Genomic DNA, 20,791 nt, shown 5'->3' with positions numbered 1-20,791 from the left:
TATGTCGCTGGCTAAAGCTTCGGTGTGGACGGCAGCGTCCACGCTGGTAAAAATCGCTGCCGGTCTGCTGGTGGTTAAGATGCTGGCCGTTTCCTTTGGACCGGCGGGCGTGGGGCAGGCGGGCAACTTTCGCCAGCTGATCACCGTGCTGGGCGTGCTGGCTGGCGCAGGTATCTTCAACGGCGTCACCAAATACGTGGCGGAATATCAGCAGCAGCCTGTGCGGCTGCGCGCCGTAACCGGTACGGCGTCGACAATGGTGCTTGGCTTCTCTACGCTGCTGGCGGTGGTTTTCCTGCTGTTTGCCGAACCGGTCAGCGTCGGTCTGTTTGGTCATGGCGGCTTTGCGAACGTGGTGCGGGTGCTGGCCTTTGTGCAGGTCGGCATCGCCTGGGCCAACCTGGCGCTGGCGGTGATCAAAGGCTTTCGCGATGCGATGGGCAACGCGCTGTCACTGATCGCAGGCAGCCTGATCGGCGTGGCGGCGTGGTTTGTCTGTTACTGGCTGGGCGGCTACAGCGGCGCGCTTATCGGCATGGCGCTGGTTCCGGCGCTGGTCGTGGTGCCGGCGGCGGCGCTGCTGGCAAAGCGCGACCATCTGCCGCTGCATTTCCTTAAGCCGCAGTGGCACGGCGATATCGCGCGTAATCTGGGTAAATTCACGCTCATGGCGCTGATGACCGCCGTAACGCTGCCGGTCGCCTGGGTAATGATGCGTAATCTGCTGGCGGCGCACGACGGCTGGGAGCAGGTCGGTCTGTGGCAGGGCGTGACCAGCATCTCGGACGCTTATCTGCAGTTTATCACCGCCTCTTTCAGCGTCTGGCTGCTGCCGACGTTGGCAAAGCTGACCGACAAAAAAGCGATTTCGCGCGAGATCCGGCGGTCGCTGAGCTTTGTGCTGCCGGCGGTGATGGCGGTCAGCCTTACCGTCTGGCTGCTGCGCGACGTGGCGATCTGGCTGCTGTTTTCCAGCAAGTTCACCGGGATGCGCGACCTCTTTATCTGGCAGCTGACCGGCGACGTTTTTAAGGTAGGCGCTTATGTGTTCGGCTATCTGGTCATTGCCAAAGCCTCGCTGCGTTTTTACCTGCTGACGGAAGTCAGCCAGTTTCTGCTGCTGACGCTGTTTGCCTGGTGGCTGATCCCGCTGCACGGCGCTGTCGGCGCGGCGCAGGCCTATATGGCAACCTACATCGTCTATTTTGCGCTTTGCGCGGGCGTATTTTTTCTTTATCAAAGACAAGTATGACAACACTGATCCACGTTCTTGGCTCGCTGATTGAGCACCACAACCAGACCGTTCTGCGGTTTTTTAATGATGTCATGGCTCAGGCCGCGCCGCGCGATGAACAGCGCCAGTTTTGGGTTGTGGGCGAACCTGCGACGGTAACGGCGTTTCCCTCACTGGCTATTCGCTGGTTTAAGGATAAAAAAAGCATTGCTGAGGCGGTGACCGCCCACGCACAGGCCGATCGACAGACGCGCTTCTTCTTTCATGGCCAGTTCAATCCGACGCTGTGGCTGGCGCTGCTGCTGCGCAAAATCCGGCCTGAGCAGGCGTACTGGCATATCTGGGGCGCCGATCTCTACGAGCAGGCTGGCGGCCTGAAGTTCCGCCTGTTTTACGCCATGCGTCGCCTGGCGCAAAAGCGCATTGGCCATGTCTTCGCCACGCGTGGCGATATCGCCTTTTTCCGGCAGCGTCAGTCTTCCGTGCCCGCTTCGCTGCTCTATTTCCCTACGCGCATGTCGCAGGTCGCATTGCCCGATGCGCCAAAAAACAGCGAGTTGACCATTCTGGTTGGCAACTCCGGTGATGCCAGCAACCGTCACCTTCAGGCGTTGCAGGCGATCCACCAGCAGTTCGGCGAGCGGGTGAACGTTATTGTGCCCATGGGCTACCCGGTAAATAACGACGCTTATATCCAGCGCGTGCGGGAAGCCGGCGCGGCGCTGTTTGGCGCCAGGCTGAACGTACTAACCGAAAAGCTTGATTTTACGGCTTACCTGGCGCTGCTTGCCCGTTGCGATCTGGGCTATTTTATCTTCGAACGCCAGCAGGGCATTGGCACACTGTGTCTGCTGATCCAGGCCAACATCCCGTTTGTTATCAACCGGAAAAACCCTTTCTGGCAGGATCTGACCGAGCAGCAGGTGCCGGTGCTTTTTGCCGGTGATACACTGACGCCCGAGCTGATCGCCGAAACAAAGCGGCAGATGGCAGGCATGGATAAAGCCGCTATCGCCTTTTTCGACCCGGCCTTTGTGGCGGGCTGGCAGCAGGCGCTGGCGCTGGCGGAAGGAGCAACGGCATGATGTTTTCACAGTTTGCAGGCCTGCTGACGGTCTGGCTGCTGTCACTGGGTCTGATCCTGACGCTGACCTGGCGGGAGTTTCGGCGCGTGCGATTTAACTTCAACGTCTTCTTCTCGCTGCTTTTTCTGCTGACCTTTTACTTTGGCTTCCCGCTGACCTGCGTGCTGGTGTTTGGTTTCAATGTGCAGGTGGTGCCTGCGGAGTACCTGCTGCAGGCGATGCTTGCCGCAACCAGCTTCTACGCTATCTATTACGTCAGCTATAAAACCCGCCTCAGGCAGGCGACGGAAAGGCCCGCTCGCCAGGTATTTTCCATCAACCGCGTCGAGGCGCACCTGACGTGGAGCATTCTGGCGCTGATTGCGCTGGGCACGGTGCTGGTGTTCTTCCTGCATAACGGTTTTCTGCTGTTTAAGCTGCACAGCTACAGCCAGATTTTTTCAGCGGAAGTGTCGGGCGTGGCGCTTAAGCGCTTCTTCTACTTCTTTATCCCGGCGATGCTGGTGGTCTATTTCCTGCGTCCCGGCCTGAAAAGCTGGCTGCTGTTCCTTGTGGCTACCGTCGCTTTTGGGCTGCTGACCTATGCGATTGTCGGCGGTACGCGCGCCAACATCATCATCGCCTTCGCGCTGTTTCTTTTTATCGGCATCATCCAGGGCTGGATCACGCTGTGGATGCTGGCCGCCGCAGGCGTCGCGGGCATCGTCGGCATGTTCTGGCTGGCGCTGCGCCGTTATAACCTCGACGTTAGCGGCAGCGAGGCGTTTTACACCTTCCTTTACCTGACGCGCGATACCTTTTCGCCCTGGGAAAATCTGGGCCTCCTGCTGCAAAATTACGACAAAATCGAATTCCAGGGGCTGGCGCCTGTTGTCCGGGATTTCTATGTATTTATTCCGGGGTGGCTGTGGCCGGACAGGCCCTCGGTGGTGCTGAACAGCGCCAACTACTTTACCTGGGAAGTGCTGAACAACCATTCCGGGCTGGCGATCTCGCCGACGCTGTTAGGCTCGCTGGTGGTGATGGGCGGCGTCTGGTTTATTCCGCTGGGCGCGGTGGCAGTAGGCATGATTATCAAATGGTTCGACTGGCTTTATGCCAAAGGACGTCATGAGAAAAATCGCTACAAGGCCGCCATTCTGCAAAGCTTCTGCTTCGGCGCGGTTTTTAATATGATCGTGCTCGCCAGAGAAGGGCTGGACGCGTTTGCTTCCCGCGTGGTTTTCTTCTGCCTGATTTTTGCGGCGGCGGTGGTGGCAGCCAAGCTGCTCTACTGGTTGCTCGACAGTGCGGGCGTAATCCGTGCGCGGCCGGTGCGCCATCCGGGCGCAAAAACAAAACCTGTTAGCCAGTAACTTTAAGGACCTGTCATGGACTCCGCTTTTACGCCGCCGCACTACCCGATCCGCGGCATTACGCTGTTGGGCTTTCGCGATATGGCCGAATTCATTGATTATCTCTGGCTGGGGGAACGCCTGAAAAGCGGCACGCTGGTGGCTATCAATGCGGAAAAGGTGCTGACGGCGGAAAGCCGTCCGGAAATTCATCGTCTGATCGACGAGGCGGAATATAAGTACGCTGACGGTATCAGTATCGTGCGCTCTATTCGCAAAAAGTATCCGCAGGCTAAGGTTACGCGTATTGCCGGAGCCGATTTGTGGGAAGGAATTATGGAGCGTGCCGGTCGCGAAGGCACGCCGGTTTTTCTGATCGGCGGCAAGCCGGGCATTTTGTCCCAGACCGAAGAGAAGCTGAAGCGCCAGTGGAACGTCAATATCGTTGGCTCGCAGGACGGTTATTTCGCGCCTGCCGATCGGGAAGCACTGTTTGCCCGCATTGCCGCCAGCGGCGCAAAGATTGTTACCGTGGCGATGGGATCGCCGCGTCAGGAGATCCTGATGCGCGACTGTAAGGCTATTTATCCTGATGCGCTCTATATGGGCGTAGGCGGCACCTACGATGTTTTCACGGGCAACGTGAAGCGCGCGCCGAAAATATGGCAGAGGACGGGCTTTGAGTGGCTTTATCGGCTGATCGTGCAGCCTTCGCGGATTGGAAGGCAGCTCAGCCTGCTAAAATACCTGCGTTATCACCTGCGCGGCGATCTTTAATTAACGGCTTTTAAACGGCCTCAACGGCTAAAATACAAGCATTAACGCGCTAAAACGCCTGTAGTTTAGACAGAACGCACAAAGCGTAAGCAAACGGAATTTTTTGTGCAAAAAGCACTGGACAGGATCGGCTCGAATCCGTAGTATGCCCATCCGCAACGGCGCTACGCGCCCGTAGCTCAGCTGGATAGAGCGCTGCCCTCCGGAGGCAGAGGTCTCAGGTTCGAATCCTGTCGGGCGCGCCATTAAGTTTGTGCGCAAGAGCTGCGGTGGTAGTATTACCGCGTTAGGTAGTAAAGCAGTACGAGTAACAGGTGTGGTGGCTATAGCTCAGTTGGTAGAGCCCTGGATTGTGATTCCAGTTGTCGTGGGTTCGAGTCCCATTAGCCACCCCAGATTTTGTATGCGAAGGTGGCGGAATTGGTAGACGCGCTAGCTTCAGGTGTTAGTGTTCTTACGGACGTGAGGGTTCAAGTCCCTCTCTTCGCACCACAAAATCTTTAGCAGTACGCAGTATTCGGCGAGTAGCGCAGCTTGGTAGCGCAACTGGTTTGGGACCAGTGGGTCGGAGGTTCGAATCCTCTCTCGCCGACCACTTTAAGAAAAGGCCAGCTTTCGAGCTGGCCTTTTTGTCTCTGTGATTTCCAGAGGATGAGAACCTCCGAAGGAGGTTTGCGCCGAGCGCAGCGAGACAACGTTGCTTCAGCAACGGCCCGCAGGGGAATCATCCTCTCTCGCCGACCACTTTAAGAAAAGGCCAGCTCTCGAGCTGGCCTTTTTGTCTCTGTGATTTTCAGAGGATGAGAACCTCCGAAGGAGGTTTGCGCCGAGCGCAGCGAGACAACGTTGCTTCAGCAACGGCCCGCAGGGGAATCATCCTCTCTCGCCGACCACTTTAAGAAAAGGCCAGCTCTCGAGCTGGCCTTTTTGTCTCTGTGATTTTCAGAGGATGAGAACCTCCGAAGGAGGTTTGCGCCGAGCGCAGCGAGACAACGTTGCTTCAGCAACGGCCCGGAGGGGAATCATCCTCTCTCGCCGACCACTTTAAGAAAAGGCCAGCTCTCGAGCTGGCCTTTTTGTCTCTGTAGCTTCCAGAGGATAAGAACCTCCGAAGGAGGTTTGCGGTTGCTGACAAACTCGTGCTCTGCCATCAGGTCGCGTTCGGCCGGTGAAAAGCAGTAGAGACAGATCGGAACACGGACACGCCGTAGATACGTCCCTGTAGGCTTGTTTCGCGCGTCCATACGCGAAATACAGTAAACACAGCTCCAGCAATAACCTCTTCGCTTTGTCTCTGAAAGACGACATTCATCTTGTTGTTATTGATAAGTTTTATCCACCTGGCCATAAGCTGTCGCCAGCTGACGACGCTGTAAGCGGCCTCTGTTGCTTTTTAGCGACGGCTCGCGAAAAGTAATATCAGAACGTTTTCAGGATAAGCGGTTGAATCTGATTGAAATAAACATTATTCACAGACGTGGCTGAAGACCTGGCACGGTATATGCTACAATCCCTGTGTAGAATGCTCATTCCACCTCTTATGTTCGCGTAAGCTTCATAAACCCGGGAATGATGCAGAGCCATTAGGGTACCTGTTGTCCATCTGCCGCTATCGCCGTCAGGCCTTAACGGAGGTTCAGGGCAAAACGTTGAGTCAGGTACCAGCCGGTCTTTCGGCCTGTTTATTTACACCCGCCAAATCGGCGGGTGTTTTTTTATCTGGCTACGGGCAAAAAAAAGCCGGGCAGGGCGCCCGGCTCGTTAATCCAGGTTGGATCAGGGATTGTTTTTCAGCGTCAGCAGCAAACCGTCGCGACGCATCTGCGCGGCTTCTTCCGGCTTGTGCTGGCGATCCAGCGTGTCGGCCAGCCACGCGTAGTCAAAGGCATCAGGACGCTGCTTCAGCGCCTCACGGAAGGCTTCGCTCGCCTGCTCCCATTCGCCGTGCTTCATCAGCAGCTGACCCAGCGTACTGTGCAGCAGCGGCGTAGCGCCGTGCTGCTTGATCTGCTGGCGCAGCGCTTTTTCAAGCTGTTCAGGATTGCCGGTTTTCAGACGCGGCATCAGCAGCACCAGCCGCTCATCGTAACCGCGCTTCAGGCCGTCCAGCACGATAGTCTGCGCGCTGTCATGATCGTCACAAACGATCAGATGATCCGCCATCGCCACCTGCAATGCCGTTTCCTGGCGCGTTTTACGACTCTGGTCGTGCCACCAGCGTTTCAGGCCTTCGCTGCCCTGATCGGCCATCGCCTGATTCATCAGGCCCAGCCAGGCCTGCTGCTGTAGCGCCAGACGGTGCGTTTCATCGGCGACGTGCGCTTTTTCCATTGCGGGCAGGATATCCAGCAAGGCGCTCCATGCGCCGGTGCGAACGTAGGCCTGCTCGGCCAGACGCAGCACTTCCGGATGGCGAGGCGCGACCTCCAGCAGGCGATCAACGCCGTTACGCGCGGCATGATCTTCATTACGTGCCAGCTGTAAACGCACACGCGTAATTTCCACCGGCAGCTGATCGTTGCCGGCCAGCTCGGTAGCGCGTTCCAGATGCTGATTAGCGCGCGCCTCATCGTTACGCTGCTGGGCGGCTTCCGCGGCCAGCAAATAGTTAACCATCGGCTGTTCAGCATGATCCGCATTGCGCGACAGCAATTTCTCAACCTGACGATGATCGCCTTCCGCCAGTTTGATCAGCGCGGCATTAGTCTGCTTACGCGCCCGGCTGCGCTTGCGTCCTTTAAACCAGCCGCGGGTTTTGGCGCCGGTGCGGAATAAACGGCGCAGGATCCACTCGACGAACAGGATCACCAGCAGCGTAAGGATCAGCACGATCGCCAGCCCTGTGACGCTGGTTTCAATATTCCAGCTGTCGGTCTGGATCAGCACGTAGCCCTGATGGCCCGCCAGCATCGGGCCAAGCACGACGCCGACCATCAGCAAGACAAAAATAATCAGTACCTTAAGCATGCTCATTCTCCCTGCTGCTGTTGGACACCCGGCTGGGCCAGCAGGTTGCGCACGCGCGTTTGCATCAGCTTATCCAGCATCGGCTGGCTTTGCAGCGTATCCGGCACGTCCATCGACACGCTCTGCTGGCTCAGCTCGTCCAGCTGGCTCAGGAAAGCTTTGGTTGCCGCATCGTTAGTGTCGAACCAGGCGCGAACCCAGGCAGAGACCGTATCAATAGACTGCTTATAAACCTGATCCTGATGACGCGGTACGGCCTGAGCGGCGATCAGCAGGCGCGAACGGATGTTTTCCCGCAGGTAAATATCCTGATTAGGGGCCAGCAGCGGCTCTGCGGTGGTGTCGCGGCGACGGATAGTGATGAAATCATCCATAAAGTTATGCCAGCTTTTCACCAGATTCTGCCGCCACTCGCGCAGCGAAGAGGAAAGCTCGCCGCCGTCGGCGTCCATCGGCGCGTCGTCGCTGTCGTTATCGGCCAGGCGAAGATTATCCACGCCGTTGGATAGCTGGTTTAGCTTGAGGATAATACCGTCGTAGTCAACCTGACTCACGGCGGAGAGCGAACTGATATCCTGAGTTAACGCGCGACGCGCGTCGATCAGGCTGGGATCGTTCATATCGGCCAGGCTGGCATCGGCGCTTTTCAGCAGCGCAGCAGCAGTAGTTACGTCCTGATCGCTCCACAGTTTGCGCCCGGCCAGTTTGACCAGGTAATCCGCCTGCGCCAGCAGCCAGGTGTGTGCGTCATTGCCCGAGATAGTCGCCACTTTCTCTTTCAGCTCTTCCAGCTGCTTGCTCGTGGCCGCCTGCTGAGCGCGTGCGGTATCCAGCGCGCTGCTCTGCGTGGCCAGCTGACGCACCAGATTCTGTTTTTCGCCAGCGGCGTCCTGCTGCAAACTGGCAAGCTGGCTGGCCAGCGCCTGGTTAGTCGCGGCCTGCTGCTGAGCCTGAGTGCGGGCGTGGAAATAGAGGCCTGCGCCCGTAGCCAGCGCAATAGCAATCGCCAGCACGGCCAGCGCCGTAGCGGCATTACGCGGCTTACGGTCGGGCTGTTGCTTTGGCGTTAAGGTCGCTTCCTCCGGGGTGGTTGCTTCAACCATGGCAGAGGACTCTTTTTGTTCCGTCATTGTGGCACATCCCATATTTAAGTTTATTGTAACGCGCGCAGTAAGGCGTCGTTATCGGCACCCTCGGCCACCCTGATATCGCGCCAGCCCAGTTCTGCGGCACGGGTAGCCAGACGTTCACTGACGACAATCAGCCGACAGTGCAGAAGCCATTCCTCGCGATCGATCTCCGGGAACAGCGAATAAAGCTGCTGTAGCATTTCGCCGCTGGTAACCACCAGCGTATCCACCTGGCGGTCACGCCAGCGGCGGCCTTCAATGGCGCCCTGATAAATTTTCGCACAGCGTTGATAGCATTCAACAAACTGTACATCAGCGCCGCGCTGTTGCAAGGTTTCCGCCAGTAATTCCCGCCCGCCGTTGCCGCGCAGGATCAGCGCGCGTTTGCCGGCTACCTGCTGTAAGGCAGGAAGCTGAATTAAGATCTCGCTGGTTTCGCGCTCGTGTGGCCAGACGACATCGTGTCCGCTGACGGTATGCAAGGCGAGCGCGGTAGTGCGGCCTATAGCATAGTAGTGCAGCGAAGCGGGCCATGACACGCCGGCTCGCGCTAAGGCGGGGTGAGCGTAATGGATCGCATGCTGCGACAAAAGAAAAACCAGATCGCCACGCTGTAGCGACGTCAGCTGGCCCGGCAGATCGTCCAGACCGGTGCCCGGCGTAAATTCGATTAGCGGCATCGCCCAGGCAACCCGGCCAGCGGTACGTAAACGACTGACCAATTCTTCGGCCGCCGGTGTCGGACGGGTTACCAGGATGCTCATCTGGGCGGATTTCCTTTATACACTTCCGCCAGAATTTCGCGTGCGCCATTATTCAGCAGCTCTTCTGCAAGCGAGATGCCCATCTTTTCGGCGTCTTCGCGCGGGCCACGGCGCTCGCCGCGGATCATAGCGCGCCCGTCCGGCGAGCCGACCAGGCCGCGCAGCCACAGCTCGTCGCCTTCCAGTTCGGCAAAGCTGCCGATCGGTACCTGACAGCCGCCTTCCAGCCGGGTATTCATCGCCCGCTCGGCCTTAACGCGCACCGCGGTGTCTTCATCATTCAGCGCGGCGAGCAGCGTGATGGTTTGCGCGTCGTCAAGACGGCATTCAATCCCGACCGCGCCCTGGCCGACCGCAGGCAGCGACTCTTCCGCAGGCATGGCATGGCGAATGCGATCGCCCATGCCCAGACGCTTCAGTCCGGCGACGGCAAGGATAATGGCATCGTATTCGCCCGCATCCAGCTTGCTTAAACGGGTGCCGACATTACCGCGCAGCGAGCGGATAACCAGATCCGGACGGCGCGCGCTCAGCTGACACTGGCGGCGCAGGCTGCTGGTGCCGACCACCGCGCCCTGAGGCAGCGCGTCAACGGAATCAAAGCGATGGGAAACAAAGGCGTCCAGCGGATCTTCGCGCTCGCAAATCGTGACCAGCCCCAGGCCTTGAGGAAACTCGACCGGCACATCCTTCATGGAGTGAACGGCAATATCCGCGCGGCCGTCCAGTAGCGCCTGTTCCAGCTCTTTCACGAACAGGCCCTTGCCGCCGACCTTGGCCAGCGGCGTATCTAAAATGATGTCGCCTTTGGTGACCATGGGCACCAGCTCAACGCTCAGCCCCGGATGACAGGCCATCAGGCGCTGTTGAACATAGTGCGCCTGCCACAGCGCAAGCGGACTCTGGCGGGTAGCTATTCTTAAAATTTTGTCTGACATGCTGGTTACCGTTTTTATCGTTCACTGATTATCCTATCATTGATACGGGAAGGCTGACAGTTTCCGCCGCCTGAAACGGCAGGCGCTGGCTGTATGCGGGCTTTTTCGGTCGGGGTGATGGTAAAACGTGCTAAACTGTTTGGTAGCGCAACTTTCTTTACGGTCAACCGACCAGGTGTTAGATTGATCACGTTTCCAGCAATTATTCGCACGACTATTTTTAAAGCAAGCGGCGGATGTCGGGAACGGGGTTTTTTGCAGGCACTGGGATAATCAGGCGAGACGTCTTGTACCTCTACATTGAGACACTGAAACAGAGACTGGATGCCATCAACCAGCTACGCGTCGATCGCGCGCTGGCGGCCATGGGACCTGCTTTTCAACAGGTTTACAGTCTGCTGCCGACCTTATTACATTATCATCATCCTTTGATGCCGGGTTACCTTGCAGGTAACGTTCCACATGGCATCAGCTTCTACACGCCTGACGAAAGCCAAAAAAATTATCTTTATGATTTAGAAGGTAAATCTGGATCTCTCGCCGCGCTTACGCCGCAGGGTGAGATGCCAATTACCGGCGTTTACTCCATGGGCAGCACTTCTTCCGTCGGTCAGAATGCCACTTCCGACCTGGATATCTGGGTCTGCCATCAATCCTGGCTGGATAACGAAGAGCGTCTGGCGCTGCAAAAGAAATGTACGCTGCTGCAAAAATGGTGCGCCGGTATGGGCGTCGATGCCAGCTTCTTTCTGATTGACGAAAACCGCTTCCGTCATAACGAAAGCGGCAGCCTGGGCGGTGAAGACTGCGGTTCCACGCAGCATATCCTGCTGCTGGACGAATTCTATCGCACCGCCGTACGCATGGCCGGCAAACGCATCCTGTGGAATATGGTGCCGGGCGAAGAAGAAGAGCATTACGACGACTATGTGATGTCGCTGTATCAAAAAGGCGTGCTGACCCCGAACGAGTGGCTTGATTTGGGCGGTCTGAGCACGCTTTCCGCCGAGGAGTATTTTGGCGCGAGCCTGTGGCAGCTCTATAAAAGTATCGATTCGCCCTATAAGGCGGTGCTGAAAACGCTGCTGCTGGAAGCCTACTCCTGGGAGTACCCGGGCACCAGGCTGCTGGCGATGGATATCAAACAGCGCCTGCACGATGGCGAAATCGTCTCTTACGGTCTGGATCCCTACTGCATGATGCTGGAACGCGTTACGCATTATCTCACCAGCATTGACGATCACGCGCGTCTGGATTTGGTACGCCGCTGCTTCTATCTGAAGGTGCGTGAAAAACTGTCCGTCGACAGCGATCCGGGCTGGCGGCGTGAAATCCTCAGCCAGCTGGTCAGCGAATGGGGCTGGGACCAGGAGCGGCTTACCATGCTCGACAGCCGCGCCGAGTGGAAAATCGGTCGCGTGCGTGAAGCGCACAACGAGCTGCTGGACGCGATGATGCAGAGCTACCGCAACCTGATCCGCTTTGCCCGCCGCAATAATCTGAGCGTCAGCGCCAGTCCACAGGATATCGGCGTGTTGACCCGCAAGCTCTACGCCGCTTTCGAAGCGCTGCCGGGCAAGGTGACGCTGCTCAATCCACAGATTTCGCCCGATCTTTCCGAGCCGCATCTGACCTTTATTCACGTGCCGCACGGCCGCGCCAACCGCGCCGGCTGGTATCTTTATAATCAGTCGCCGGATATGCAGTCCATCATCAGCCATCAGCCGCTGGAATATAACCGCTACCTGAACAAGCTGGTGGCGTGGGCGTGGTTCAACGGCCTGCTGACCAGCAAAACGCGGCTGCACATTAAAGGCAATGAAATTTGCGATCTGGCGAGGCTGCAGGAACTGGTGGCGGACGTGTCGCACCATTTCCCACTGCGGCTGCCCGCGCCGACGGCAAAGGCGCTTTACAGCCCGTGCGAAATCCGCCATCTGGCAATCATCGTTAACCTGGAACACGATCCTACCGCGGCCTTCCGCAATCAGGTGGTGCATTTTGACTTCCGCAAGCTGGATGTATTCAGCTTTGGGCAGCAGCAGCAGTGCCTGATCGGCAGCATCGATCTGCTTTACCGCAATTCGTGGAATGAAGTCCGCACGCTGCATTTCAACGGCGAGCAGGCAATGATCGAGGCGCTGAAAACCATCCTGGGTAAAATGCATCAGGATGCCGCGCCGCCGGATAACGTCGAGGTTTTTTGCTATAGCCAGCATCTGCGCGGTCTGATCCGTACTCGCGTGCAACAGCTGGTTTCGGAGTGTATCGAACTGCGCCTCTCCAGCACGCGCCAGGAACCCGGCCGGTTTAAAGCCGTGCGCGTGGCCGGACAAACCTGGGGACTGTTCTTTGAGCGGCTGAGCGTCTCGGTGCAAAAGCTGGAAAACGCCGTGGAGTTTTACGGTGCCATCTCCAACAACAAGCTGCACGGCCTGTCGATCAAGGTGGAAACCGATCAGACGCGGCTGCCGTCGGTAGTCAACGGCTACGCCAGCGAAGGCATCATCCAGTTTTTCTTTGAGGATACGAAAGACGATCGTGGCTTTAATATCTACATCCTGGATGAGACTAACCGGGTCGAGATCTATCACCACTGCGAGGGCAGTAAAGAGGAGCTGGTGCGCGACGTCAGCCGCTTCTACTCCTCCTCACACGATCGCTTTACCTACGGCTCCAGCTTTATCAATTTTAACCTGCCGCAGTTCTACCAGATTGTGCAGGTGGACGATCGTTTTCAGGTTATTCCTTTCCGCAGCCAGACGCTGACGCAGCTGTGTGCGACCGATTCAGACAACGATCCCAGCGACTACACGCCGCGTTATCAGATGCATTGATGCGCCCGCCATCTGCGGGCAAATGCCATTTCTCCCGCCGTTCTGGCGCTAAAGTACAAATCGCCATGATGCTATTCACAGAGTAAATCATCCCGCTCTTTTGCCCGATATCATCCATTTTATACTCGCGCCGTATTCTCATTTAAAGGCATTACCGCGAGGGATATATGGAAAAAGGACAGGCATTACTCACCAGGGAAGGAAATAAGTTCGGTCTTTTTATTTCCCTGCTTCTGCTGTTGCTCGGCTGCATTCTGTTTTTCTTCTCTTTCGATCGGCAAATTGTTTCCATCCTTAAAACCACGCTGATGGATGAAATGGGCGTGGGCAATAAAGAGTATTCGTTGCTGATTACCGCTTTTATGCTGCCGTATATCGTGATGTATTTTTTCTCGGGCGCGCTGGTGGATAAATTCGGCAGCCGCTGCGTGCTGACCTTTTTAACGCTGCTAATGTCGACAGCCACGCTGATCACCGGCCTGTCGCATTCGCTGGCCGGGATGCTAATTGGTCGCTTTATTCTTGGCATAGCGGAGTCCGGCGTCGTGCCCGCCTTAACGCTGGCGATATTTACCTGGTTTAAAGCGGAGCAGCGTGCTTTCGCTTTTCAGCTGACCAATATTATTCAGTCGCTGGGCCTGATCGTCGCGCCGCCCTTTATCGCCTGGGTTACGCTGGCGGGCGGCTGGCGCTGGGCATTCTTTATTCCGGCCTTGGCGGGCATCCTGGTCGGCCTGCTGTGGTTTCTCGCCAGCCGTCGCCAGCCGACGTCGGCAGAGCCGCTGTCGGAAAGAGAGGACGACCGCGTTTCCACGCTGCAACGCTACAAGTTGGTGCTGGCTTCCGCGCCCGTCTGGACGCTGATTATCGCGCGGCTGCTGACCGATCCTTTCTGGTTCTTTTATCAATACTGGCAGATCGGCTTTATGCAGGAAAAGCTGGGGCTGAGTCTGGCGCGCGTAGGCGAGCTGATGTGGTTTCCGCCGCTGGCGGCGGTGTTTGGCGTGCTGCTGGTGTGCCGGATCTCCGATCGGCTGGTAGCGCGCGGCGTCGGGCCAACCCGGGCGCGGCTGAATCTGATCTGGACGGTAACCTGTCTGGCACCGCTGATTTGTTTACTGCCCACGGTGCAAAACATCTGGTTGGCGGTAGGCATTATGACCGTCATTAATTTTATGTGCACCGCCTGGCTGAGTATGGTGACCATCATGATGGGCGGGCTGGTGCCGCGCGCGGCCATCGCCACCGCTATTGGCATCATGAGCGCGCTCGGCGGCATCAGCGCCACTCTTTTCAACGGCTTTGTCGGCACGATTATCGATGCCTTTGGCTATGCCGTGCCGATCTATATCGGTGCGATCCTTCACCCCACCGGGGCCATCGTGCTGGCCGTTTATTTTCTGCGCCGTAAAAACAATCAAGGAGAGTGAAAGATGAGTAAAGAGGTTCGTGTCTCTGCCGTGGGCGAGGCCTGCGCAGATTTTAACGTGCTCTATTGCCTGCTGCATCATGAGGGAACGCTGTTTGCCGCCTGGTACGACGCCGCGCATCGCATTACCGTAGGATGCCGTCGGGCAGGCGTAGCGACATGGGAAACTTTTCAGCCGGAAGGCTTCTGGCTGGCGTCGCGCAGCCGTAACGCCAATATCACCGATTACGATTCACATAACTATCTGACGATGGCCGTAGACAGCGCAGGCTATCTGCACCTTTCCGGCAATATGCATGTCGATCCGCTGATCTATTTTCGCTCCGAACGCCCGCTGGATATTTATTCGCTGCGCGTGGTCAGAGCGATGACCGGCACGCGCGAAGCGCGCGCGACTTATCCGCTGTTTTTTAAAGACGCGCAGGGACGTTTACTGTTCCGCTATCGCGACGGCTGTAGCGGCAACGGCGACGATATCTATAACGTCTACAGCACGGCGCGGCGGCAGTGGTCGCGCCTGTTGGACACGCCGCTGCTCGACGGCGAAGGCTTACGCAACGGCTACGCGCGACCGCCGGTCGCCGGGCCGGATGGCTGGTGGCATCTGGTCTGGATGTGGCGCGAGACGCCTCACTGTGAAACCAATAACAGTTTGTCCTATGCGCGTAGCCGCGACCTGCAACGCTGGGAAACCTCTGCGGGACAAAGCCTGAGCTTGCCCATCTCGCGGGAACGAGGCGAAATCGTCGATAGCGCCGGGGTTGGCGAAGGGCTGATTAATATGGTGCAGGAAATCGGTTTTGACAGTCAGGGAAGACCGCTACTGATTTATCACCGCTACGATCGGCACGGCTGCTCGCAGGCTTATCTCGCCAGGCCGGACGGCACGGGAAACTGGCAGAGAAGCCAGCTCAGCCAGTGGCGTTTTCGCTGGGATTTCAACGGGCCCGGCTCTATCCCGCCGGATCTGGTTTTGCAGCCGCCGTGCGTGACGGCAGAAGGGCTGGAGGTGGCGTGGCGTTCGTTGTGGAACGACGCAGGACGCTGGCTGATTGACGAAGCGTCCTTAACCGTAGCGGCAACGCTTCCCGCCCGGGTAACGCTGCCGGAAGCGCTAACGCGGCCACGCCAGCAGCTGCATCCGCAGGCGGAGGTGCAGCTGCTGGCGGCGCAGAACAGCGACTATAGCCCGCAGCATCGCTACTGGCTGCGCTGGGAGGCGTTGCCGATCTGCCGCGACGAACCCTATCCGGCGACGGTAGCGGCGGGGAAACTGGAACTTATTGAGGCGCAAGGGTAAGCGCTCAGGTCAGGCTTACAAACACTGGCCGGGCGAAATACCGAACTGCTTGCGGAACTGGCGGGAAAAATAGCTGACCTCGTTAAAGCCGACGCGTTTTCCCGCCTCGGAGATGGTCATATCGCCGTATTGCAGGTGATATTTTGCCTGTAACAGCCTTGTGATAGTCAGGTATTTTTGCGGCGATACGCCCGTATAGTCGACAAACCCTCGCTGCAGCGTGCGGCGTGAAATCGCAAACGTCTGGCAGAGGCGCGTCATATCCAGCGGGTCGGCCAGATGATTATTCAGCCAGATAATAATCTGGCTGATGCGATCGTCGCTGGAGGCGAAATCCTGGGTTTTATAGCGCCACTGGTTCAGCGTATGCAGCGTTTCCAGAAAAATAGCTTCCTTATGGCTTTCGCAAAGCAGCTTGTTTTCGTACTTTGTGGTCGAATGCGCCATTAGTCTGACAATAATCTGCTGCATCACCCGCATATTTATCTGCCAGACGCGGCTTTCACCCGGCTGGATCAATAAGTGCTCAATGCTTTTCAGCACGTTAAAACGATCGGGCGCCAGATAAAGTAAATTCACCTGCCTGATATTCTTCATCTCTTCGAAAAGGTGATAATCATGACGGTTGAGATAACACAATGTGCCTGCGGTCAATAAGTGGGGTTTTTCATTAATAACGTGGATGCCGCTGCCTTTTTCCACCAGAAACAGTTCGCAATACTCATGCCGGTGCTCCTGACACAGGCTCTTTTCCGGCCGCCAGAAATGAAAAATGATTTTTTCATCGGGATGACGGAAATGCGTCTCGCGTGGAAGCGTAATCGTCATTGCTTTATATCCTTATCACGGACGTCGTTTGCTAATAAATCGTCATCTTCAGCCAGGCTGCCCGCCCTGTAATTGCCGCCCATCACAAAACGATAAAAAATTAATCAGCCTCGCGGCGGGAATAACTATTACGCCATCCCGCCTCATCCGTTTGCGCTTTTGTACAAACCGGCATGATAGCCGTCACAGTTGGCCTTGCGCTGGCTGGAATATTACTGCTGCCGGAGCAGAATAGCGGCCAAATTTACTGCAGGGGGAACACGCATGTTTTTCTTTTATAAAGATTCACGTCAGGAAAGACCGGGCGAGGGGGTCACCCGTCGCGTGCTGGCGCACGGCGGCAAGCTGATGTGCGTGGAGGTCAGTTTCGAGCAGGGCGCGATCGGCCCGATGCACAGCCATCCCCACGAACAGCTAACCTGGGTGCGTTCCGGCGTGTTTTTGTTCATTATCGGTAGGGAACAGCGCGAGGTGAGGGCGGGCGACAGCTTATATAAGCAGCCGAATATACCGCACGGATGCGTCTGCCTGGAAAGCGGCGTACTGATCGATCTTTTTACGCCACAGCGCGAAGACTTTTTGTAGCCCATCGCTGCCGCTTTTCGCCCGGCACGGCAAACAGGATGCCGGGCCTTTTACCGCTTTCCTTTCTGCAACCTTCGCCTTTTTCCTGTTGCTTTTAGCACTTCACCTGCGATGATAGTCTACCAACAGGCAGCAATGATGAGCAGAACAAGCATGAAGAAGATGATTTGCCGGATGGCGCTGGCGCTGGCCGTGGTCAGCCTGGCGGGATGCGGACTGAAAGGCCCTCTCTATTTTCCAAAGCAGGAGCAGCCGCCAAAAAAGGCCGGCGCGACCACACCGCCAAAAAATGCCGGCGCCAGAACACCGCCAAAAATCGCCAGCGGTACGGCGTCCGGCGCGCAGCAGCAGTCAACGACTACCGATGCGGAACAGCAATCGGCTCAGTAACTCATGACGCACTCGCTGGAGCCAAACATGCAGTTCTCCAAAATGCACGGTCTGGGCAATGACTTTATGGTGGTCGATGCCGTGACGCAAAACGTCTATTTTTCTCCTGAACTGATCCGGCGACTGGCGGATCGGCATCTGGGGATCGGCTTCGATCAGCTGCTGATCGTAGAGCCGCCTTACGATCCCGACCTGGATTTTCACTACCGCATTTTCAACGCCGACGGCAGCGAAGTGGCGCAGTGCGGCAACGGCGCGCGCTGTTTCGCCCGCTTTGTTCGCCTGAAAGGGCTGACCAATAAAAGCGAGATCCGCGTCAGCACGCAGACCGGGCGCATGGTGCTGAGCGTCACGCCGGATGAGTTGGTATGCGTCAACATGGGCGAGCCGAATTTTGAGCCGCAGCAGGTGCCTTTTCGCGCGAACAAGGCGGAAAGCCTCTATCTGATGCGCGTGGCAGAGCAGACGGTGATGTGCGGCGTGGTATCGATGGGCAACCCGCATTGCGTATTACAGGTCGACAGCGTGAAAACGGCGCGAGTAGAAAGCTTAGGGCCGGTGCTGGAAAGCCACGAGCGTTTTCCTGAACGCGTTAACGTCGGCTTTATGGAGGTGGTCAGCCGCGAGCATATCTGCCTGCGCGTTTACGAGCGCGGCGCGGGCGAAACCCAGGCGTGCGGCAGCGGCGCCTGTGCGGCGGTAGCGGTCGGCATTCAGCAAAGCCTGCTGGCGGAAAAGGTCCGCGTCGATCTGCCCGGCGGCAGCCTGCATATCGCCTGGAAAGGGCCGGGACATCCGCTCTATATGACCGGCCCGGCCACTCACGTTTACGACGGATTTATTCATCTATGAAACATGTCAGCGAGGCCGCCAGCGATATCCTGTTGGACGATCGCGTGGTGAGCGATTACCTGCTGCAAAACCCGGATTTCTTTATCCGCAATGCCCGTCAGGTCGAGCAAATGGTGATACCGCATCCGGTACGCGGCACGGTTTCGCTGGTGGAGTGGCAGCTCAGCCGCCAACGTCACCAGATTGCGCAGCTGGAAGAGGAAATTACGCTGCTGATGGAGCAGGCCAGCGCCAATCATCGGCTGTTCGAACAGCTTTTGACCTTGCAAACGCGGCTGGCGGCGGCCGACAGCCTGCACGAGATGCTCAACCGCCTGCATCGCTGGGCGCGCGAGCTGGGGCTGGCGGGCGCCAACGTGCGGCTGTTCAGCGAAAAGTGGCGGATTGGCGCGCCGTCCGACTTTACGCAGCTGGCGCTGTCGCGGCAGGCGTTCGAGCCGGTACGCATTCAGCGTCTGGGCAAGCAGCAGCACTATCTGGGCAGCCTTAACGGCCCGGAACTGCTGCTGCTGTTACCGCAGGCCAAAGCGGTCGGCTCGGTGGCGATGTCGTTGCTGGGCGAGCGCGGCGAGCTGGGCGTGCTGATCTTCAGCAGCCGTGACAGCCAGCACTATCAGTCCGGCATGGGCACGGTGCTTTTGCAGCACCTTTCGCATATGCTGCCAGAGCTGCTGCAGCGCTGGGTGGAAAGGGTATGAACGCGTCTCCTCTACAGCCAGCCGTAGAGGGCTTCCTGCGCTACCTGAAAGTCGAGCGCCAGCTCAGCCCGCTCACGCAGATTAGCTACGAGCGACAGCTGAGCGCCTGTATTACCCTGCTGGATGAGATGAAGCTCGCCGCCTGGGAGAAGCTGGACGCCGCCCAGGTACGCGCGCTGGCCGCGCGCAGCCGCCGTGGCGGCCTTAAACCCGCCAGCCTGGCGCTACGTCTTTCCGCGCTGCGCAGCTTTCTGGACTGGCAAATCAGCCAGGGCAAGCTGAAAGCTAACCCGGCCAAGGGCGTCGCCACGCCGCGCGCTTCCCGGCATCTGCCGAAAAATATCGATGTGGACGAGGTTGACCGCCTGCTGGATATCGATCTGAACGACCCGCTGGCGGTGCGCGATCGCGCCATGCTGGAAGTCATGTACGGCGCCGGGCTGCGCCTGTCTGAACTGGTCGGCATCGATATTTCCCATCTCGATCTGGCCTCTGGCGAAGTGTGGGTTTCCGGCAAGGGCAGCAAAGAGCGCCGCCTGCCGATTGGCCGATTGGCGGTGGAATGGACGGAGCGCTGGCTGGCCCTGCGCGAGCTGTTCGCGCCATCCGATAACGCGCTGTTTCTGTCAAAACAGGGCAAGCGCATTTCCACCCGCAATGTGCAAAAGCGTTTTGCGGAGTGGGGCGTGAAGCAGGGGCTGTCCAGCCATATTCATCCGCACAAGCTGCGCCACTCTTTTGCGACGCATATGCTGGAGTCGAGCGGCGATTTGCGCGCCGTACAGGAGCTGCTGGGCCACGCCAATCTCACCACGACCCAAATCTATACCCACCTTGATTTTCAACATCTGGCCTCGGTTTATGATGCCGCGCATCCCCGTGCCAAACGAGGAAAAACCTGATGCATTTTTACCGTTCGCTGCGGCCGATCGCGGCCATGACCTTCGATCTGGATGATACGCTGTACGATAATCGGCCGGTAATCAGCCGCACCGCCAAAGAAACCCACGCGTTTTTGCAGGCCTATCATCCGGCACTGAACGAGTTCAGCCCCTTAGAGTACCAGCAGCTGCGCGACAGCCTGCTTGAACAGGAGCCGGACATCTATCACGACGTCAGCGAATGGCGTCGCCGCGCGGTGGAGCTGGCGATGCTGAATAGTGGCCTTAACGCGTCGGAAGCGGAAAAAGGCGCGCGCGCGGTGATGGCACACTTCGCCCACTGGCGCAGCCAAATCGAGGTGCCGGCCGAAACGCACAGCACGCTGGCCGCGCTGGCCGCGAAAATCCCGCTGGTGGCGATCACCAACGGCAACGCCGAGCCGCACCTGTTCGGGCTGGATAAATACTTCAAATTTATTCTGCGAGCCGGGCCGCACGGCCGCGCCAAGCCTTATCACGATATGTATCACCTGGCGGCAGAAAAGCTTAGCCTGCCTTTACATAGCATTCTGCACGTGGGCGACGATCTTACTACGGACGTGGCTGGCGCCGTGCGCTGCGGAATGCAGGCGTGCTGGATCAACCTGCATCATCACAACCTGATGCAGGCCAGCGACAGTCGCCTGCTGCCCACGCTGGAAATTTCGCAGTTGGCATCCCTGACCGCGTTGTTATAATACGCTGGTTAAATATCCAGTGGAG

General features: G+C 57.7%; 18 protein-coding genes, 4 tRNA genes and 3 other RNA genes. 20 read left to right on the top strand and 5 right to left on the bottom strand.

Annotated elements, in window-relative coordinates; all coding sequences use genetic code 11:
- Position 1 precedes the first annotated feature (1 nt).
- From wzxE to EGK14_RS19290, 11 genes are all read left to right on the top strand, one after another.
- Positions 2-1,252 carry a lipid III flippase WzxE gene (wzxE, locus tag EGK14_RS19340; RefSeq protein WP_125290725.1) on the top strand — a complete coding sequence of 417 codons (1,251 nt, stop codon included), beginning with the start codon at positions 2-4 and terminating at the stop codon, positions 1,250-1,252.
- Positions 1,249-2,319: a TDP-N-acetylfucosamine:lipid II N-acetylfucosaminyltransferase gene (locus tag EGK14_RS19335; protein WP_125290724.1), complete on the top strand. Its 1,071-nt coding sequence runs from the start codon at positions 1,249-1,251 to the stop codon at positions 2,317-2,319. Before wzxE ends, EGK14_RS19335 begins: the two co-directional genes overlap by 4 nt.
- Entirely contained in the window at positions 2,316-3,674 is a 1,359-nt protein-coding gene (wzyE, locus tag EGK14_RS19330) for an ECA oligosaccharide polymerase (RefSeq protein ID WP_125290723.1), read from the top strand. The genes EGK14_RS19335 and wzyE overlap by 4 nt, the downstream gene beginning before the upstream one ends.
- A 15-nt stretch (positions 3,675-3,689) precedes the next feature.
- A complete protein-coding gene (wecG, locus tag EGK14_RS19325; RefSeq protein ID WP_125290722.1) occupies positions 3,690-4,430 on the top strand; it encodes a lipopolysaccharide N-acetylmannosaminouronosyltransferase in 741 nt (246 codons plus the stop codon).
- 168 nt (positions 4,431-4,598) lie between these two features.
- Positions 4,599-4,675 (top strand) — tRNA-Arg (locus EGK14_RS19320).
- A gap of 74 nt (positions 4,676-4,749) precedes the next feature.
- Positions 4,750-4,825, top strand: a tRNA-His gene (locus tag EGK14_RS19315).
- A gap of 10 nt (positions 4,826-4,835) precedes the next feature.
- Positions 4,836-4,922: transfer RNA gene (locus EGK14_RS19310), tRNA-Leu, on the top strand.
- Between the two features lie 26 nt (positions 4,923-4,948).
- A tRNA-Pro gene (locus EGK14_RS19305) sits at positions 4,949-5,025 on the top strand.
- A gap of 35 nt (positions 5,026-5,060) precedes the next feature.
- Positions 5,061-5,174, top strand: a non-coding RNA gene (locus EGK14_RS19300) — RtT sRNA.
- Positions 5,175-5,209: 35 nt separating this feature from the next.
- A non-coding RNA gene (locus EGK14_RS19295) (RtT sRNA) lies at positions 5,210-5,323 on the top strand.
- Positions 5,324-5,358: 35 nt separating this feature from the next.
- Positions 5,359-5,472, top strand: a non-coding RNA gene (locus EGK14_RS19290) — RtT sRNA.
- Between the two features lie 734 nt (positions 5,473-6,206).
- On the opposite strand, the gene hemY is transcribed toward EGK14_RS19290, so the two are convergent.
- The 4 genes from hemY to hemC are packed head-to-tail and all read right to left on the bottom strand — an operon-like array spanning position 6,207 to position 10,229.
- Positions 6,207-7,397 (bottom strand): protoheme IX biogenesis protein HemY, encoded by a 1,191-nt coding sequence (gene hemY, locus EGK14_RS19285; protein WP_125290721.1) that lies wholly within the window; start codon positions 7,395-7,397, stop codon positions 6,207-6,209.
- A 2-nt stretch (positions 7,398-7,399) separates the two neighbouring features.
- Positions 7,400-8,527: a uroporphyrinogen-III C-methyltransferase gene (hemX, locus tag EGK14_RS19280; RefSeq protein ID WP_125290720.1), complete on the bottom strand. Its 1,128-nt coding sequence runs from the start codon at positions 8,525-8,527 to the stop codon at positions 7,400-7,402.
- Between the two features lie 23 nt (positions 8,528-8,550).
- The gene (hemD, locus tag EGK14_RS19275) at positions 8,551-9,291 is read right to left on the bottom strand and encodes a uroporphyrinogen-III synthase (RefSeq protein ID WP_125290719.1); all 741 of its coding nucleotides are present in this window, start codon (positions 9,289-9,291) and stop codon (positions 8,551-8,553) included.
- Entirely contained in the window at positions 9,288-10,229 is a 942-nt protein-coding gene (gene hemC, locus EGK14_RS19270) for a hydroxymethylbilane synthase (protein ID WP_125290718.1), read from the bottom strand. The genes hemD and hemC overlap by 4 nt, the downstream gene beginning before the upstream one ends.
- Positions 10,230-10,516: 287 nt before the next feature.
- Here hemC and EGK14_RS19265 point away from each other — a divergent pair, with 287 nt between their 5' ends.
- The 3 genes from EGK14_RS19265 (at position 10,517) to EGK14_RS19255 (ending at position 15,795) form a co-directional block, all read left to right on the top strand.
- A complete protein-coding gene (locus EGK14_RS19265) occupies positions 10,517-13,066 on the top strand; it encodes a class I adenylate cyclase (RefSeq protein WP_125290717.1) in 2,550 nt (849 codons plus the stop codon).
- 167 nt (positions 13,067-13,233) lie between these two features.
- On the top strand, positions 13,234-14,496 hold the full coding sequence (locus EGK14_RS19260; protein WP_125290716.1) for an MFS transporter: 1,263 nt from the start codon (positions 13,234-13,236) through the stop codon (positions 14,494-14,496).
- A 3-nt stretch (positions 14,497-14,499) separates the two neighbouring features.
- The gene (locus tag EGK14_RS19255) at positions 14,500-15,795 is read left to right on the top strand and encodes a BNR repeat-containing protein (protein WP_125290715.1); all 1,296 of its coding nucleotides are present in this window, start codon (positions 14,500-14,502) and stop codon (positions 15,793-15,795) included.
- Positions 15,796-15,810: 15 nt separating this feature from the next.
- Here EGK14_RS19255 and EGK14_RS19250 read toward each other — a convergent pair whose 3' ends face one another.
- Positions 15,811-16,623, bottom strand: a complete 813-nt coding sequence (locus EGK14_RS19250; protein WP_125290714.1) for a helix-turn-helix domain-containing protein — start codon at positions 16,621-16,623, stop codon at positions 15,811-15,813.
- Between the two features lie 264 nt (positions 16,624-16,887).
- Between EGK14_RS19250 and EGK14_RS19245 the strand changes: the two genes are divergently transcribed.
- From EGK14_RS19245 to yigB, 6 genes are all read left to right on the top strand, one after another.
- A complete protein-coding gene (locus EGK14_RS19245) occupies positions 16,888-17,208 on the top strand; it encodes a cupin domain-containing protein (protein ID WP_125290713.1) in 321 nt (106 codons plus the stop codon).
- Between the two features lie 153 nt (positions 17,209-17,361).
- Positions 17,362-17,598, top strand: coding sequence for a lipoprotein (locus tag EGK14_RS19240; protein WP_125290712.1), 237 nt, complete (start codon positions 17,362-17,364; stop codon positions 17,596-17,598).
- A 27-nt stretch (positions 17,599-17,625) separates the two neighbouring features.
- Positions 17,626-18,450, top strand: coding sequence for a diaminopimelate epimerase (gene dapF / locus EGK14_RS19235; RefSeq protein ID WP_125290711.1), 825 nt, complete (start codon positions 17,626-17,628; stop codon positions 18,448-18,450).
- The gene (locus EGK14_RS19230; protein WP_125290710.1) at positions 18,447-19,148 is read left to right on the top strand and encodes a DUF484 domain-containing protein; all 702 of its coding nucleotides are present in this window, start codon (positions 18,447-18,449) and stop codon (positions 19,146-19,148) included. Before dapF ends, EGK14_RS19230 begins: the two co-directional genes overlap by 4 nt.
- A complete protein-coding gene (gene xerC / locus EGK14_RS19225) occupies positions 19,145-20,050 on the top strand; it encodes a tyrosine recombinase XerC (RefSeq protein WP_125290709.1) in 906 nt (301 codons plus the stop codon). The genes EGK14_RS19230 and xerC overlap by 4 nt, the downstream gene beginning before the upstream one ends.
- Positions 20,050-20,766, top strand: a complete 717-nt coding sequence (gene yigB / locus EGK14_RS19220; protein ID WP_125290708.1) for a 5-amino-6-(5-phospho-D-ribitylamino)uracil phosphatase YigB — start codon at positions 20,050-20,052, stop codon at positions 20,764-20,766. Before xerC ends, yigB begins: the two co-directional genes overlap by 1 nt.
- Positions 20,767-20,791: the final 25 nt, after the last annotated feature.

This window comes from Erwinia sp. 198 (genome assembly GCF_003937915.1).
Taxonomy (GTDB): Bacteria; Pseudomonadota; Gammaproteobacteria; order Enterobacterales; family Enterobacteriaceae; genus Erwinia; species Erwinia aeris.
This window is presented reverse-complemented; position numbering and strand designations above follow the sequence as displayed.